The organism is Streptomyces sp. NPDC002776 (assembly GCF_053592195.1).
In genome coordinates, this window is the sequence record NZ_JBSFVG010000004.1 from 422,276 (window position 1) to 438,218 (window position 15,943).

Below are 15,943 nucleotides of genomic sequence, written 5' to 3' on the forward strand. Positions count from 1 at the left end.
GGCCCCGCGCGGGCCGGGGTTTTTGCGTGCCCCTTGTTTGAGCGGTCGCTCAAAACGGTGTACCTTCCCGATCAGTGAGTTTGAGCAGTCGCTCAAACAATGGCCTGACCTGGGGGAATCACATGGGTCACACCGGTCTGTACATAGAGGCGCGGATCCGCGCCGACCTCGACGACCTGTGGTCACGTACGCAGGAGCCGTCCCAGCACCAGCGCTGGGACCTCCGCTTCACCGAGATCGACCACCTTCCGCGCGCGGAGGGCGAACCGCAGCGCTTCCGCTACGCCACGCGCGTGCTGCCCTTCCTCACCGTCGCGGGCACCGGCGTCTCGGCCGGCGAGAAGGAACGCCCCGACGGCACCCGCACCTCCGCCCTGCGCTTCTCGTCCGCCCACCCGCTCTCGCTGCTCACCGAGGGCAGCGGCTACTGGCGCTACGTCCCCGACGGCGACGGCGTCCGCTTCCTCACCGGCTACGACTACCGCCCCCGCTGGGGCGCCCTCGGCGCGCTCGCCGACCGCCTGCTGTTCCGCCCGCTCATGGGCTGGGCGACGGCCTGGTCCTTCGACCGGCTGCGGCTGTGGCTGGAGCGCGGCGTCACCCCCGAGCGGGCCCGCCGGAACTGGCTGACGGAACTGCTGGTCCGGGCCCTGCTGCTGGCCGCCACGGCCACGGGGCTGGTCACCGAGTCCGTACTCCCCGCCTTCGGGCCGCTGGCCGCGGCGATGGCGTTCCTCTGGCCGCTCCTCCTGGCGGTCGTGTGCTGCCTGACGCTGGTCGCGCCGCCGCTGCCCGGCACCCCGGCCGCCCGCCGCTGTCTGCGACGGCCGCCGGCGCGGGCGCGGGCACCCCGGCTGCTGCGCACCCTGGAGGACCCGCGATGACCTCGATCTTCCGTACGGCCATGGGCGCCGGTTTCGACCGGCTGCACCCGCAGCTCCAGCGCCGCTTCTCCGTGGGCCTGACCAGCGGGGAGGCCTGCACCGGCCGGGGTGTCATGGACCGTGTCTGGCACGGCGGGGCCTTCGTGAAGCCGTTCCTGGCCCTCGGCGCCACCCGCAACATTCTGGTCCCCAGAGCGGGGCGCCAGGTGCCGTTCGTGATCGAGAACGTGCCGTACACCGACAGCTTCGGGCGTGAGACGGTGACCTTCGTGCGCACCTTCGACCTGCCCGGCCGCCCCCGCCGCTTCGACGCCCAGATGGTGCTCGGCCCCCGGGGTGACCGGGTCCTCGACTACCTCGGCACCCACCAGCACCTCGCCACCGACCTGTACTTCTCGGCCGAGCCCGACGGATCGCTCCTCGTCCGCTCCGGCGAACACCGGTTCCGCGAGGGCATGGTGGACGTCCGGGTGCCCGAACTGATCGGCGCCACGGCCGAGGTGCGCGAGTCCTACGACGACGCCACGGGCCGCTTCCGGATCCGGGTCCGGGTGGAGAACCGGTACTTCGGGCCGCTCTTCGGCTACGAGGGTTCCTTCCGGGTCACGTACACCGACATCCGGGACTGCGGTGTGCGACCCGGTCTGCGCCCGGTGCGCGAGGAGGTGCGCGCGTGAGCCCGGAGACCGCCAAGTCCCTGGAGACGAAGACCAAGCTCCTCGAAGGGGCACTGCGGACCCTGACCGAGCAGGGCATCGCCAAGACGTCGGCGCGTACGGTCGCGGCGGCCGCCGGGGTCAACCAGGCGCTGGTCTTCTACCACTTCGGCTCCCTGAACGACCTGCTCGCGGCGGCCTGCCGGTACGGCGCGGAACAGCGGGTCGCCCGCTATCGCGACCGCTTCGCCGCGATCGGCTCGCTCTCCGAACTCCTCGCCTTCGGCCGTGAGATGCACGAGGAGGAGCGGGCCTTCGGTCATGTCTCCCTGCTCGGCCAGCTGCTGGCCGGTGCCCAGACCCACGAGAGTCTCGGGCCCGCCACGGCCGCCGGACTCGACCTGTGGATCACCGAGATCGAGCAGGTCCTCACCCGGGTCCTGGCGCACACCCCGTTCGGCGAGTTCGTGGACCCGCCCGGTCTGGCGCGGGCGGTGGCGGCGTCGTTCGTGGGGATCGAGCTGTACGAGGGCGCGGACGCGGAAGGGGCGGGCGCGGCGCTGGACGCACTGGAGCAACTCGGGCGCCTGGTCGCCGCGCTGGACGACCTGGGACCGGTGGCCCAACGAGCGGTCCGCCACCGCCTGCGGCGGACGCAGCGCTGAGGGGTTCGGGGTGGGGTGGGGTGTGGTCGAGGGGTGCTGGCCGAGCGTGCGGTCCGGTACCGCCTGCGGCGCGGGCAGTGTTGAGTCGTTCCGGCGCAGCGTCGGTGGGGCGGGGGCGAAGGGGTGTTCCTACGGGCGTCCGGCCGGGTGCGGGCGGCGGGCCGTGCCGGGCGGTTGGGCGCACGGCAGGGGCGTCACCTGCTCCTCACCGCAGCGGCTGCAGCGCACGGTCCCGGCGGGCGGTGGGTGGTCCCGCTGTGCCAGGCGGGGGTGAGGGTGTCGCGGCGCCATCCGGCGCCCGGGGGCTGCGCCCCCGACCTGCCCGTCCACGGCGTCACCGTACGCTCTGGGCACCCGCTGGACCGGCTCGGTGGCCCGCTCTGCCGCGCCTCCCGCTGCATGCGGCCCCTCACCGACGTCGGCGCCGTCCCGGCCGTCACCCTGGCCCGCCCGCCGCCCGCCGCCCGCCGCCCGCCGCCCGCCGCCCGCCGCCCGCCGCCCGAACCGACACCCACCCATCCTGGCGCCCAGTCCGCACCACCCCTGCGCCTCGCCCGCCCGCGCTGACCCGCCGTCCGGCGCAACGGCCTCGGTGTCCTCGCCACCCCCAGCCGAGCCCCCCGGACACACGGGAGCACAGCCCCGGCGGCATTCCGCACCTACCGAGCGACCGGCCCCTGCTCCAGCCCGCCGGGCCGCCCCCTGCCCCCCACAGCAGCAGCGCCCCCGAACTCGCCGTCCCGTCAGGCGGATCCGGAACCGGTCCGTCCTCCTGGCGGGGCGGGCACCCACCTGGACGCCCCCAGTTCGACACGACCACGTATCTCATCTTGTGTAGGGGTATCGGCGCATTTCGCCGATGACTCCTCAATCACTGGAGGGCGCTGTGCGGCCGGAGGGCTATGACTACGACACCCACAGCCGACTCGCCGGACCGCTCACCGAGCCGGCCGACGCGGGGTACCGGGTGCAGTACGCCTCGCTACTCGCCCGTGAGCCGCGCCGAATACGAGCCGTCCTCCTGATGACCCTGGCGCCCCTGCTCACCGGCGCCCTGCTGGTCTACCTCGTCTGGCCGACCCACTGGGTCGAGCGCGAGGGCGCCGACCGCTGGCTGACCGGCCTCGACGTCACCATGCTCATATCGATCGGGCTCATCGAACTCTTCATGGTCGTCAACGTCGCCTCCGTCGCCCACGCCACCCTGGTGGCCCGCGACCCGGTCCCGGTCACCCCCGAACCCGGCACCAGAGTCGCCTTCCTCACGACCTACGTCCCGGGCAAGGAACCCCTCTCCATGCTCCGCGCCACCCTCGAGGGCGCGACCAGGATCACCCACCCCGGCCCTCTCGACATCTGGCTCCTCGACGAGGGCGACGACGACGGGGCCAAGGCCCTCTGCGCCGAACTCGGCGTCCGCCACTTCACCCGCCTCGGCGTCCCGGAGTGGAACCGCGCCAAGGGCGTCCACAAGGCCCGCACCAAGCACGGCAACTACAACGCGTGGATCGCCATGCACGGCGGCGACTACGACTTCTTCGCCTCCGTCGACACCGACCACGTCCCGCTCCCGAACTTCCTGGAGCGGATGATGGGCTACTTCCGCGACCCGGACGTCGCCTTCGTGGTCGGCCCCCAGGTCTACGGCAACTACCACAACCCCGTCACCAAGGCCGCCGAGTCGCAGCAGTTCCTCTTCCACGCGCTCATCCAGCGCGCCGGGAACCGCTACCGCGCCCCCATGTTCGTCGGCACCAACAACGTCGTACGGATCTCCGCCGTCCGGCAGATCGGCGGCCTGTACGACTCCATCACCGAGGACATGGCCACCGGCTTCGAGCTGCACCGGCACCGCAACCCGCGAACCGGCGCCCACTGGCAGTCCGTCTACACCCCGGACGTGCTCGCCGTCGGCGAGGGACCGGCCTCCTGGACCGACTTCTTCACCCAGCAGATGCGCTGGTCCCGGGGGACCTACGAGACCCTCTTCAAGCAGTACTGGAGGGCGCCGTTCAGCATGCCGCCCGGCCGTCTCTTCTCGTACACCATGATGCTCGTCTACTACCCGATGACGGCCGTCAACTGGCTCCTCGGCATCCTCAGCTGTGTCCTCTTCCTCTGGTTCGGCGCCTCCGGCACCCAGGTCGCGGCCTCCGTGTGGCTGATGCTCTACAGCGACGCCGCCGCCCTGCAGATCGGCCTCTACCTGTGGAACCGCCGGCACAACGTCTCCCCGCACGAACCGCGGGGCTCCGGCGGACTCGCCGGCATGGCGATGTCCGCGCTCTCCGCGCCGATCTACCTCAAGTCCTTCGGGGAGGCGCTGATCCGCCGTCCCAGCAGGTTCGTCGTCACCCCCAAGGGCGGGGACGCCAGCCCCGACCGGCTGCTCACCTTCCGCATCCACCTGGGCTGGGCCGCCCTGCTCGCCGTCTCGCTCGTCGCCTCGACGGTCCTCGACCACACCCATGCCGCCATGCGCACCTGGGCGGTGCTGGCCATGGCCATCTCCCTGGCCCCGGTCGCGGTATGGGCCGGCACCCAGTACGCGGAGCGCCGCGCACGGCAGGCGCCGCGCCCCGCCCCACGGCCCGTCGAGGGCACCGAGCCGGCCCTCGCCACCAGCGGCGCGACCGCCCCCGGCAGCACGACAGGAGGCAACTAGCTCATGGCCTACCAGCCCTCGCAGAAGACCAAGAAGACCGTCCTCGGCATCGGCGGCATCGCGGTCCTGGCCGGCCTCAACGCCCCCGCCGCACTGGACTTCGCGGGTGAGCGCTACCACGAGTACAAGATCGCCCAGCCCGCCTACAAGGCCCGCTACGGCTCCTGGACCCAGATCGACATCCCGGAGGAGTACCGCACCAACGCCATCCACGCGGCCCTGCTGCACACCGGCAAGGTGCTGATCGTGGCGGGCTCGGGCAACGAGCAGAAGAAGTTCGACAAGGGGTCCTTCGACACCGTCCTGTGGGACCCGCGGGACAACACCTTCAAGAAGATCCCCACCCCCGACGACTTCTTCTGCTCCGGCCACGCCCAACTCCCCGACGGCCGCCTGCTGGTGGCCGGGGGGACGGCCCGCTACGAACTCCTCGACGGAGAGGTCGAGCGGGCCGGCGGCGGCATGCGGGTCAAGAACGAGAACCCCGACAAGGCCGTGATCCTGAAGAAGGGCACCCGCTTCCGCTCACCGGCGGGCGTCGAGTACGTCACCCGCTTCGACGTCACCGTCCCCAAGGCCAAGCGCACCTTCAAGGTGACGTACACCCAGAGCGGCGCGATGCGGCCCTGGCGGACGAAGGTCACCGCCAGCGAGGCCCGGGTCTTCGTGGAGGCCGTGGAGAAGGGCCCCCTGTCGGTCACCGACACCCAGACGCAGTACGAGGTGGTCGGGCTGAACGGCCGGGACGCCAAGAACATCTACGGTCTCTCCGAGAAGATCACGCTGGAGAAGCAGGACTTCCAGGGCATCCGCGCGGCCTACGAGTTCGACCCCGTCGCCGAGAAGTACATCCCCGTCGACCCCATGGACAAGGCCCGCTGGTACCCGACCCTGGTCGGCCTGGACGACGGACGGGTGCTCGCCGTGTCGGGGCTGGACGACGTCGGTGTGGTCGACCCGGGGGACAACGAGATCTACGACCCGGAGACCAAGAAGTGGTCCCCGGGCCCCAAGCGCTACTTCCCCACCTATCCGGCCCTGTTCCTCACCAAGGGCGGCAAGCTCTTCTACCCGGCGGCCAACGCCGGTTACGGCCCCGCCGAGATGGGCCGCGACCCGGGGCTGTGGGACCTGAAGACCAACACCTTCGAGAAGGTGCCCGGTCTGCGCGACGCGGACGCGACCGAGACCGCCGCATCCCTCCTGCTGCCCCCCGCCCAGGACCAGAAGGTCATGATCCTCGGCGGCGGAGGCGTCGGCGAGTCGAAGAAGTCCACCCCGCGCACGGCCGTCATCGACCTGAAGAAGGACAACCCCGTCTTCCAGGACGGCCCCGACCTGCCCCAGGGCACCCGCTACCTGAACAGCGTGATCATGCCGGACGACACCGTCTTCACGGCCAACGGCTCCGAGGACTACCGCGGCCGCAGCGCCAGCAACATCCTCAAGGCGCAGTTCTACCTGCCCAAGGAGAACGTCTTCCGGGAGGCCGCCGCCCCCAAGGTGGGCCGCAACTACCACTCCGAGGCACTGCTGCTGCCCGACGGCCGGGTCGCCACCTTCGGCTCCGACCCCCTCTTCGACGACCAGCAGAACACCAAGCTCGGCCACTTCGAGCAGCGCATGGAGGTCTTCACCCCGCCCGCCCTGCACCGCAACGGCGCCGACCGCCCCGTACTGAAGGAGGGACCGAAGCTCCTCGACGCCGAGCACCGGGCGACCTACCGCACCGAGCACCCGGAGCGGATCGTCAAGGCCCGCCTGATGCGCCCCAGCGCGGTCACCCACACCACGGACGTCGAGCAGCGCTCCATCGAGCTCGGCCTGACCAAGGACGCCCGCTCGGTGACGGTGACCGTGCCGAAGGACCCGGCGCTGGTGCCGCCCGGCTGGTACATGCTGTTCGTCACCGACGCGGAGGGCACCCCGTCCGTGGCGCACTGGATCAAGGTGAAGTGATCTACCGGGAGCCGGAGTTGCGTGCCAGCGCCAGCGCGTACTCCGGCCACCACTGCCCGGCGTTCGGACCGCCCGCGCAGGTCCCGTCCGACTCCCCGGGCCGCTTCACCCACAGATAGGCGTCCAGGGCGGGCTCTTCGGTGTCCGTCGAGGGCGGGGTGCCGAGGGCGCGCCCCGGCGGGTTGCACCAGACGCCGGGCAGCGGACCGTTGCCGTTGCGGCTGGTGTCGATGACGAAGTGCTTGCCGCCCAGGCTCCGGGACAGCCGCAGGCCGTACTCCGCGGTCACCGCGTTCGTCTGGAAGTTGGAGACGTTCAGCGCGAAGCCGTCCGCGTCGGCGATCCCGGCCCGTCGCAGCGGCTCCACCAGCTTGGCCGGCTCCTTGATCCAGGACGGGTTGCCCGCGTCCAGGTACACCTTGGTGTGCGGCTGCTTCTTGAGCCGGCGGATCGCCTCGCCCAGCAGCTGCTCCCGCTCCGCGTGCAACTCGCCCGGCGTGCAGCCGTCCACGATGTGCGCCACCGCGTCCGGTTCCAGCACGACCAGCGCCTTGCTCTCCCCGAGCGCGCTCGCGAACTTCTCGATCCAGCCGCGGTACGCGTCCGCGTCCGCGGCCCCGCCCGCCGAGTGCTGGCCGCAGTCCCGGTGCGGAATGTCGTACGCCACGAGGAGGGCGGTCCGCCCCTGGGCGGTGGCCGCGGCGGTGGCCCTGCGGACGAGGGGGCCGGGGTCGGTCTCGGCGGGCGGCCACAGCGCGGCCGGGCGGTCGGCGATCCGGCGCAGCAGCCGCGCGTCCTCGGTGCGGCCCTCGCGCTCCCACTGCGTGATCTGCCGTGCGGCCGGACTCTCGGGATCGACCCAGAACGGTGAGGCGGGCGCCGGGCTCCCCTTGCTCGAGGCGGCGCCGACGGCGGAGGCCTCGTCGACGTCGGAGCCGGGGGCACAGCCCGCCGCGACTCCGAGCACCGCGAGAGCCGCGAGGGTGTGGATCAGCCGGGGCATGCTGCTCCCTTGGTGAGGTGAGATGAGGTGACGGTCGGTTGCGATAGATGACGATGTGTGATCAATCGTTGCATAACCGTGCGAATCGCCCTGGAAAAGACATGGCGCACACCGCTCCCGGGGCAGGCCGACCGAGGAGCGAGACAGGGCTGACCGCCATATGACCGGCCGGTAGGGTCTGGTGCCGTGCCGAAGCCGCTCAGTCTTCCTTTCGACCCCATCGCCCGCGCCGACGAACTCTGGAAGCAGCGCTGGGGAAACGTGCCGTCCATGGCGGCGATCACCTCGATCATGCGCGCCCAGCAGATCCTGCTCGCCGAGGTCGACGCGGTGGTCAAGCCGTACGGGCTGACCTTCGCCCGGTACGAGGCGTTGGTGCTGCTCAACTTCTCCAAGGCCGGCGAGCTGCCGATGTCCAAGATCGGCGAGCGGCTGATGGTGCACCCCACGTCCGTGACGAACACCGTCGACCGGCTGGTCAGGTCGGGCCTGGTCGACAAGCGCCCCAACCCCAACGACGGGCGCGGCACGCTCGCCTCCATCACGGAGAAGGGCCGCGAGGTGGTCGAGGCGGCCACCCGTGACCTGATGGCGATGGACTTCGGTCTCGGGGTGTACGACGCGGAGGAGTGCGCGGAGATCTTCGCCATGCTGCGCCCGCTGCGCATCGCCGCGCACGACTTCGAGGAGCAGTGACCCGGGGAAAGATCGCCCGGAACGGGTCGTTACGCTCGACCGTATGAAAAAGAGCGTGCTCACCCGCTACCGCGTCATGGCCTACGTCACCGGTGTGCTGCTGGTGCTGCTGTGCCTGTGCATGATCGGCAAGTACGTGCTGGACGTGGACGGCGCGGCGGACGCGACCCGGGTCGTCTCGATCGCGCACGGCTGGCTGTACGTCCTCTATCTGGTCTTCGCCTTCGACCTGGGCTCCAAGGCGAGGTGGCCGGTGGCCAAGCAGCTGTGGGTGCTGCTCGCCGGGACGATCCCGACGGCCGCGTTCTTCGTGGAGCGGCGGATCAGCCGCGAGCTGGACGCGCAGGTGGCCGAGGAGTCACCCGCGGTCGCCAAGGCGTAGCCGCGTACACCGCCGGACGGCCTCGACCGTCCGGCGGTTCTTGCTGGAGCCTTGCTGGGGCGACCCGGCGAATGGCCGACAGCCATCGACATTTACTAGGACGTCCTAGTAATTTGGAGTCATGGACGCTGACGCCATCGAGGAGGGCCGCCGACGCTGGCAGGCCCGGTACGACGCCGCACGCAAGCGCGACGCTGACTTCACCACGCTCTCCGGGGACCCCGTGGAGCCGGTGTACGGTCCCCGTCCCGGGGACACCTATGAGGGCTTCGAGCGGATCGGCTGGCCGGGGGAGTACCCCTTCACCCGCGGCCTGTACCCGACCGGCTACCGCGGGCGTACCTGGACCATCCGGCAGTTCGCCGGCTTCGGCAACGCCGAGCAGACCAACGAGCGCTACAAGATGATCCTCGCCAACGGCGGCGGGGGTCTGTCGGTCGCCTTCGACATGCCGACGCTGATGGGCCGCGACTCGGACGACCCGCGCTCGCTGGGCGAGGTCGGCCACTGCGGGGTGGCGATCGACTCGGCGGCGGACATGGAGATCCTGTTCCAGGACATCCCGCTCGGGGATGTCACGACCTCGATGACGATCAGCGGCCCGGCGGTGCCGGTGTTCTGCATGTACCTGGTGGCGGCGGAGCGCCAGGGCGTGGACCCGGCGGTGCTGAACGGCACGCTCCAGACGGACATCTTCAAGGAGTACATCGCCCAGAAGGAGTGGCTCTTCCAGCCCGAGCCGCATCTACGGCTGATCGGCGACCTGATGGAGTACTGCGCGGCCGGCATCCCCGCCTACAAGCCGCTGTCGGTCTCCGGCTACCACATCCGCGAGGCCGGGGCGACGGCCGCGCAGGAACTGGCGTACACGCTGGCGGACGGCTTCGGCTATGTCGAGCTGGGCCTGTCCCGGGGCCTGGACGTGGACGTGTTCGCCCCCGGCCTGTCCTTCTTCTTCGACGCGCACCTCGACTTCTTCGAGGAGATCGCCAAGTTCCGCGCGGCGCGGCGCATCTGGGCGCGGTGGATGCGGGACGTCTACGGCGCTACCTCCGACAAGGCCCAGTGGCTGCGCTTCCACACGCAGACGGCGGGTGTCTCGCTGACGGCGCAGCAGCCGTACAACAACGTCGTGCGGACGGCGGTGGAGGCGCTGGCGGCGGTGCTGGGCGGGACGAACTCGCTGCACACCAACGCGCTGGACGAGACGCTGGCGCTGCCGAGCGAGCAGGCGGCGGAGATCGCGCTGCGCACCCAGCAGGTGCTGATGGAGGAGACCGGCGTCGCGAACGTCGCGGACCCACTGGGCGGTGCCTGGTACGTCGAGCAGCTCACGGACCGCATCGAGGCGGACGCGGAGAAGATCTTCGACCAGATCAAGGAGCGGGGGCTGCGGGCGCATCCCGACGGCCGCCATCCGATCGGCCCGATCACCTCCGGGATCCTGCGGGGGATCGAGGACGGCTGGTTCACCGGCGAGATCGCCGAGTCGGCGTTCCAGTACCAGCGGTCGCTGGAGAAGGGTGACAAGAAGGTGGTGGGCGTGAACGTCCACACCGGGTCCGTCACCGGCGATCTGGAGATCCTGCGGGTGAGCCACGAGGTGGAGCGGGAGCAGGTGCGGGAGCTCGCCGGGCGCAAGGCGGGCCGGGACGAGGCGGCGGTGCGGTCCGCGCTGGACGCGATGCTCGCCGCGGCCCGGGACGGGTCCAACATGATCGGGCCGATGCTGGACGCCGTACGCGCCGAGGCGACGCTGGGCGAGATCTGCGGGGTGCTGCGGGACGAGTGGGGCGTGTACACGGAGCCCGCCGGATTCTGACCCCGGGGCCGGCCGAGGCGGCCGGGAGGGTCGCTCAGTGCCTCCCCCCGGCGGCCGAAGCCGGCCTCATCCCGCGGCCGTTGCCGCCAGCCCCGCCACCAGTACCTTCGTGAAGCCCCGCACCCACTGCTCGTCCGCCGGTTCCGCGCTGACCAGGCAGCGGTGGACGACCGCGCCGGCGACCACGTCGAAGATGAGGTCCACCGTGCGGGCCGCCTCCGACGCGTCCGTCTCCGGGGGGAGTTCGCCGCGGGCCTGGGCCCGTGCCCTGCCCTCCAGGACCAGGCGTTTCTGCCGGTCGACGATGGACGTGCGGATGCGCTCGCGCAGCGCCTCGTCGCGGGTGGACTCCGCGACCACCGCCATCAGGCCGCTCTTGGCCTCCGGGCGGGCCAGGATCGCCGCGAACTGCAGCACCACTCCCTCGATGTCCGCGCCCAGGGTGCCGCGGTCGGGGAGTTCGAGTTCGTCGAACAGCTCGGCCACCGCGTCGACCACCAGCTCGTTCTTGCCCGCCCAGCGGCGGTAGAGCGTCGTCTTGGCGACGCCGGCCCGCACGGCCACGTCCGACAGGGTCAGTTTCGACCAGCCCAGCTCCACCAGCGCCTCCCGCGTCGCCGCGAGGATCGCGGCGTCCGCCGCCGCGCTGCGGGGGCGCCCGGTGGCACGTGGGGCGGGAAGGCTGCTCTGCATCCCCCGACCATAACCACCGCGGTTCCCGTCGCCGCCGTGAGACAGATCACCGGGGCACGGTGTACCGGAGGCGCCCGGTGCCATTACGCTACGACTCGTAGCGAAACCACTGGCGTGGGGTGGGGACCCGGCGTCCGATCGGCTTTTCTCATCGCTTTTCACTCGCGCGCGAAGACGGGGGAGGATAGACGCATGCAGCCACGGAACATGTCCATGAGCGGAGTCGTCGACCTCGCCGCGGTGAAGGCGGCCCAAGAGGCCAAGGCGAAGGCGGAGCAGGCGCGCGCCGATGCCGCCCGGCAGGGCGGGGGAGGGGCCGTCTCGCCCGCCGACCTCGTCCTCGACGTCGACGAGGCCGGGTTCGAGCGAGACGTACTTCAGCGGTCCACCGAGGTGCCCGTCGTCATCGACTTCTGGGCCGAGTGGTGCCAGCCCTGCAAGCAGCTGAGCCCCGTGCTCGAGCGGCTCGCCGTCGAGTACAACGGCCGCTTCGTCCTCGCCAAGATCGACGTCGACGCCAACCAGATGCTGATGCAGCAGTTCGGGGTGCAGGGCATTCCGGCCGTGTTCGCCGTCGTCGCCGGCCAGGCGCTCCCGCTCTTCCAGGGTGCCGCCGGCGAGGCGCAGATCCGGGGGACCCTCGACCAGCTGGTGACGGTGGCCGAGCAGCGCTTCGGCCTCACCGGTCTCGCCGTCGACCCCGAGGCCGAGCCCGGCGCCGCCCAGCCGGCGCCCGCGGCACCGGCCGGCCCGTACGACGCGCTGCTGGAGGCCGCCGTACAGGCCCTCGACGCGGGGGACTTCGGCGGGGCGGTCCAGGCCTACAAGAACGTGCTGAGCGACGACCCGGGGAACTCCGAGGCGAAACTGGGCCTGGCGCAGGCCGAGTTGCTGCAGCGGGTGCAGGGCGCCGATCCGGCGCGGGTGCGCAAGGAGGCGGCGGACCGGCCGACCGATGCGCAGGCGCAGATCGCCGCCGCCGACCTGGATCTGGTGGGCGGTCATGTCGAGGACGCCTTCGGACGGCTCATCGAGACCGTCCAGCGCACCGCGGGCGACGAGCGCGAGGCCGCACGCCTGCGGTTGCTGGAACTGTTCGAGGTCGTCGGCTCCGACGACCCGCGAGTGACGGCGGCGCGCAGGGCACTGGCGCGCGCTCTGTTCTGACCGGGGCGCGAACCCCGTTCTGACCAGTCACTAAACGCGAGGGCGCGTGTTGCCCGAGTGAAAGAACTGCCGACGAAGTGCCAAAGCGGCCGCGCTTTACCAAATCTTGGTAATCGCGGCCGCTGTTACTTCCAGTAAGTCGAGGGCGTTGTTCTGTCGGATTCTGTCCGGCCATTCACTGACATGTCCACCCCCCTCGCACCACCCTCCGTCGATGTCCGAGACCAGCGGGTCGTTGTTCGGTTATCCGGCCGTTACTAGCGAGTAACGAACCCCCTTGTGCGGGCGCCGAGAATGCACCACGATCGGCGACGCTCGGTCCATTCCCGAACTACCCGACAGCCGGTCGGGTCACGGGAGTCCAGGGTCCCCACCGAGCAGAGCCGGCGGCAGTGGCGCCGGCTCTCGGGCAGGGGGGTCTTCGCCACCAGGCGAAGCCTGTCCAGCAAGGTTGTGCGTGATGCGTGTCAGGCGCGACCAGTGGTTGTCGCTCGGGGGTGATCGCCGGTGATTCGGGCGCGGTTCGCGCCGCCGAAGCAGGCGCTCTCCTTTCCGAGGACGTAGCACTTCTCCCATCCCTGCCCGGCTGAGCCGTCGCGTTCGAAAGCGGCAGTCAGGGCCAGGAGATGTACGTCCGAGAAGGAGGAAATATGGAGTCCCAGGTGCGTGGCGGGACCAGATGGAAGCGGTTCGCCGTCGTGATGGTGCCCAGCGTGGCCGCCACGGCAGCGATAGGTGTCGCCCTCGCGCAGGGCGCTCTCGCCGCGTCGTTCAGCGTGTCGGGCCAGTCGTTCAAGGTGACGACCAAGCAGCTCGACGGTACGGGCTTCAGCCAGTACGGCGCCCTTGACGAGGGCTACACGCTCAGCGGCAAGAAGACGGTTCACCCCGTCGCGGTCTCGGCCTTCAAGACCGCGACCATCAACAGCCTGTGCCAGTCGGTCGTCACCCCCGACATCCCGGTCCTCGGGAGTGTCAGCCTGATCCTGCGGGCCGGCCAGGACCCGGACAAGCCGGTCGAGGCCGAGAACCTGTACATCGACGTCGCCGAGCTCAACGCCGACGCGACGTTCAAGGGCATCGACATCGGTGTGGCCGCCAAGGACGCCGTCAAGGGTCCCGGCATGAAGGGCGGCAAGGAGCAGTCCAACCCGTTCGGCTTCGCGCAGCAGGCCGACTCGGTCGTGCTGAAGGACGTGAAGCAGACGGCGTGGGCGACCACCGCCGGAACCTTCAAGCTCAGCGGTCTGTCGATGAAGCTGTCGACGGGTGTCAAGGAGTGCTACTAAGCACTCGCTGACGGGCGGGGGAGCCGGTGGCGCCCCCGCCCGTCCCCACTCCGGCCGTGTCCGCACACCCCCGGCCCGAGCCGCACAACTCACCACCACAGCAAAGCCGTACCAGGGAGCTGTTTTCCATGAGCGCCGAGACTCCTGCCGTACCCGGCCGCGACGAGCACTACCTCCGGGTCATCAGGCGGCACTTCCGCGTCTGGCGGGGCGAGAGGCCTTTCTGGGCCGGTCTGTTCATCATCCTCGGTGGACTCCCCATCGCCTACTTCCCGTACGCGAACCTCCAGATCGGTCACCTGACGCTGGCGATGGCCACCACCGCGGGCGCCGGGTCCCTGATCATCGGCGTGCTGCTCGTCGTCCTCGGCGTCAGCCTCTGGTTCCAGAAGCACGTACGCACCTTCGCGGGTGTCGCGGCGATCCTGCTGGCGCTGGTGTCCCTCCCCGTGTCCAACCTCGGCGGCTTCCTGATCGGCTTCCTGCTCGCCCTCGTCGGCGGCGCGATGGCCGTGTCGTGGGCGCCGGGCCCGCCGCCGCAGCCGCAGCCGCAGCCGCAGCCGGTGCCGGAGGCCACGGTCGAGCAGGGTGACGCCCCCGCGGGCGCGCTCCCGGCTGAGGCGGACACGGTGGATGAGCCGAACGATCTGTCAGGAACGAGCCCGGCGAACGGGGCGAACGGGAGGCACAGTGCCGGCTGACGAGGTGACCCACGGGACTGACGTGGAGTCCCGTGCGAGAACCGGGCCGCGGCACGCGGCTCCCAAGAAGCCGCTGTTCACCCGGTTCCACATGCCGGCCGGCAAGGCGATAGCGCTGGCCGCGATGCCGACCGCGGTCCTGATGGGGATGGGCTTCACGCCGACGCTCGCCAACGCGGAGGACCAGCCCGCCGCCAAGAGCCTGACGGCCGACGAGTACAAGGACTGCGTGGCCGCCCTGGAGGGTGAGACCCCGTCCCCGTCCCCGTCGCCGTCCGTGAGCGAGAGTGCGAGCGAATCCCCCGCCGAGGACGACACGGCGGAACCGACACCCACCCCGTCGGCCTCCACGGGTGAGCCCTCTTCGCCGGATTCAGGTTCCGACGACGAGGCCGAGCCCACGCCGTCCGCGTCCGAGAGCAGGACCGCCGAGCCGCAGTCCGGTGGCGAGCAGACCGCTACGGCGTCCCCCTCGCCGTCGCCCTCGGAGTCCGACGGCAACCTGCTGGACGGCATCGGCGACGCCATCACCGGCATCTTCACGCCGGGTGACGGCGCGGAGAGCGCGAGCCCGTCGCCCTCGGCCACCCCGTCGGCCTCCGCGTCGCCGAGCGCCGAAGCCTCCGACCCCGGCAAGGAGATCACCGACGAGGTCACCGACGGGGTCACCGAGACGGTCGAGGACGCGGTCAAGGACACCACCGACGCGGCGTCCCCGGCGGCCGAGGCCACCGGCGAGGCGGCCGAGGAGGCGGCCGACGAGGCCACCGCCACCGCGACCCCGAGCCCGTCGGCGAGTTCCACCACCGATCCCGAGGACTGCCCGGCCGCCACGGACGACAAGGGCGGCGTCGACAACGCCGTCCCGCTGCCCGACGACCCGTGGTACCTGAACGCCAGCTCGCTGCTGCTCAAGGGCGCCGACTACCAGGGCATCGTCAAGGTGAAGACGGCCAACGGCACCACCAAGGAGGTGCTGAAGTACGTCATCTCCGACGGCACCGACATCGGCGATCTGCACCAGACGGTCGAGGACCCGCAGTCGGGCAAGACGTACCACGTGCAGGCGGGCGCCGGAACGACGTCGACGATCCGCGACGGCGAGACGCTCATGTACACCGAGTCCATCTCCGGCAACCTGCTGGGGCTGATCCCGGTGACCTTCACCCCGGAGAACCCGCCGCCGCTGAACATCCCGCTGATCTACTTCACCAAGGTGAAGGTCGTGCAGGCCGGCCAGTTCGGCGGAACCCTGCACGTGCCCGGGCTGCATCAGTTCATCACCGACTGAGCGCCCTCAAAAGCCCGTTCGGGAGCCGCACAACGCCTGAGGGCGCCCCTGGTCCAGGGGCGCCCTCAGC

15 protein-coding genes are annotated in these 15,943 nt (G+C 70.9%); 13 read left to right on the forward strand and 2 right to left on the reverse strand.

Annotation, left to right across the window (positions count from 1 at the left end):
- Positions 1 to 122 precede the first annotated feature (122 nt).
- The 6 genes from ACWD11_RS11855 (at position 123) to ACWD11_RS11880 (ending at position 6,829) form a co-directional block, all read left to right on the forward strand.
- Positions 123 to 884: a hypothetical protein gene (locus ACWD11_RS11855; RefSeq protein ID WP_451282699.1), complete on the forward strand. Its 762-nt coding sequence runs from the start codon at positions 123 to 125 to the stop codon at positions 882 to 884.
- Entirely contained in the window at positions 881 to 1,561 is a 681-nt protein-coding gene (locus ACWD11_RS11860) for a DUF4166 domain-containing protein (RefSeq protein ID WP_451282701.1), read from the forward strand. Before ACWD11_RS11855 ends, ACWD11_RS11860 begins: the two co-directional genes overlap by 4 nt.
- On the forward strand, positions 1,558 to 2,205 hold the full coding sequence (locus tag ACWD11_RS11865) for a TetR/AcrR family transcriptional regulator (protein WP_451282703.1): 648 nt from the start codon (positions 1,558 to 1,560) through the stop codon (positions 2,203 to 2,205). Before ACWD11_RS11860 ends, ACWD11_RS11865 begins: the two co-directional genes overlap by 4 nt.
- A 276-nt stretch (positions 2,206 to 2,481) precedes the next feature.
- Positions 2,482 to 2,772 carry a hypothetical protein gene (locus ACWD11_RS11870; protein WP_451282705.1) on the forward strand — a complete coding sequence of 97 codons (291 nt, stop codon included), beginning with the start codon at positions 2,482 to 2,484 and terminating at the stop codon, positions 2,770 to 2,772.
- Positions 2,773 to 3,064: 292 nt separating this feature from the next.
- The gene (locus tag ACWD11_RS11875; protein ID WP_389414898.1) at positions 3,065 to 4,870 is read left to right on the forward strand and encodes a glycosyltransferase family 2 protein; all 1,806 of its coding nucleotides are present in this window, start codon (positions 3,065 to 3,067) and stop codon (positions 4,868 to 4,870) included.
- Positions 4,871 to 4,873: 3 nt separating this feature from the next.
- A complete protein-coding gene (locus tag ACWD11_RS11880) occupies positions 4,874 to 6,829 on the forward strand; it encodes a radical copper oxidase GlxA (RefSeq protein WP_389414897.1) in 1,956 nt (651 codons plus the stop codon).
- A gap of 1 nt (position 6,830) precedes the next feature.
- Here the strand turns inward: ACWD11_RS11880 and ACWD11_RS11885 are convergent, their stop codons facing one another.
- Positions 6,831 to 7,832: a glycoside hydrolase family 6 protein gene (locus ACWD11_RS11885; RefSeq protein WP_389414896.1), complete on the reverse strand. Its 1,002-nt coding sequence runs from the start codon at positions 7,830 to 7,832 to the stop codon at positions 6,831 to 6,833.
- 186 nt (positions 7,833 to 8,018) lie between these two features.
- Between ACWD11_RS11885 and ACWD11_RS11890 the strand changes: the two genes are divergently transcribed.
- The 3 genes from ACWD11_RS11890 to ACWD11_RS11900 all read left to right on the forward strand — a co-directional run bounded on the left by ACWD11_RS11890 (position 8,019) and on the right by ACWD11_RS11900 (position 10,732).
- Positions 8,019 to 8,528 carry a MarR family winged helix-turn-helix transcriptional regulator gene (locus ACWD11_RS11890; RefSeq protein ID WP_389414895.1) on the forward strand — a complete coding sequence of 170 codons (510 nt, stop codon included), beginning with the start codon at positions 8,019 to 8,021 and terminating at the stop codon, positions 8,526 to 8,528.
- A gap of 43 nt (positions 8,529 to 8,571) precedes the next feature.
- The gene (locus ACWD11_RS11895; protein ID WP_389414894.1) at positions 8,572 to 8,910 is read left to right on the forward strand and encodes a DUF3817 domain-containing protein; all 339 of its coding nucleotides are present in this window, start codon (positions 8,572 to 8,574) and stop codon (positions 8,908 to 8,910) included.
- Positions 8,911 to 9,031: 121 nt separating this feature from the next.
- A complete protein-coding gene (locus tag ACWD11_RS11900) occupies positions 9,032 to 10,732 on the forward strand; it encodes an acyl-CoA mutase large subunit family protein (RefSeq protein WP_451282708.1) in 1,701 nt (566 codons plus the stop codon).
- A 66-nt stretch (positions 10,733 to 10,798) separates the two neighbouring features.
- Here ACWD11_RS11900 and ACWD11_RS11905 read toward each other — a convergent pair whose 3' ends face one another.
- Positions 10,799 to 11,425, reverse strand: a complete 627-nt coding sequence (locus ACWD11_RS11905; protein ID WP_389414892.1) for a TetR/AcrR family transcriptional regulator — start codon at positions 11,423 to 11,425, stop codon at positions 10,799 to 10,801.
- 192 nt (positions 11,426 to 11,617) lie between these two features.
- Here ACWD11_RS11905 and ACWD11_RS11910 point away from each other — a divergent pair, with 192 nt between their 5' ends.
- From ACWD11_RS11910 to ACWD11_RS11925, 4 genes are all read left to right on the forward strand, one after another.
- Positions 11,618 to 12,592: a tetratricopeptide repeat protein gene (locus ACWD11_RS11910; protein ID WP_389414891.1), complete on the forward strand. Its 975-nt coding sequence runs from the start codon at positions 11,618 to 11,620 to the stop codon at positions 12,590 to 12,592.
- Between the two features lie 650 nt (positions 12,593 to 13,242).
- A complete protein-coding gene (locus ACWD11_RS11915) occupies positions 13,243 to 13,881 on the forward strand; it encodes a DUF6230 family protein (RefSeq protein WP_389414890.1) in 639 nt (212 codons plus the stop codon).
- Between the two features lie 128 nt (positions 13,882 to 14,009).
- Entirely contained in the window at positions 14,010 to 14,582 is a 573-nt protein-coding gene (locus ACWD11_RS11920; RefSeq protein ID WP_451282711.1) for a DUF6114 domain-containing protein, read from the forward strand.
- The gene (locus tag ACWD11_RS11925) at positions 14,572 to 15,873 is read left to right on the forward strand and encodes a hypothetical protein (RefSeq protein WP_451282713.1); all 1,302 of its coding nucleotides are present in this window, start codon (positions 14,572 to 14,574) and stop codon (positions 15,871 to 15,873) included. Before ACWD11_RS11920 ends, ACWD11_RS11925 begins: the two co-directional genes overlap by 11 nt.
- Positions 15,874 to 15,943: the final 70 nt, after the last annotated feature.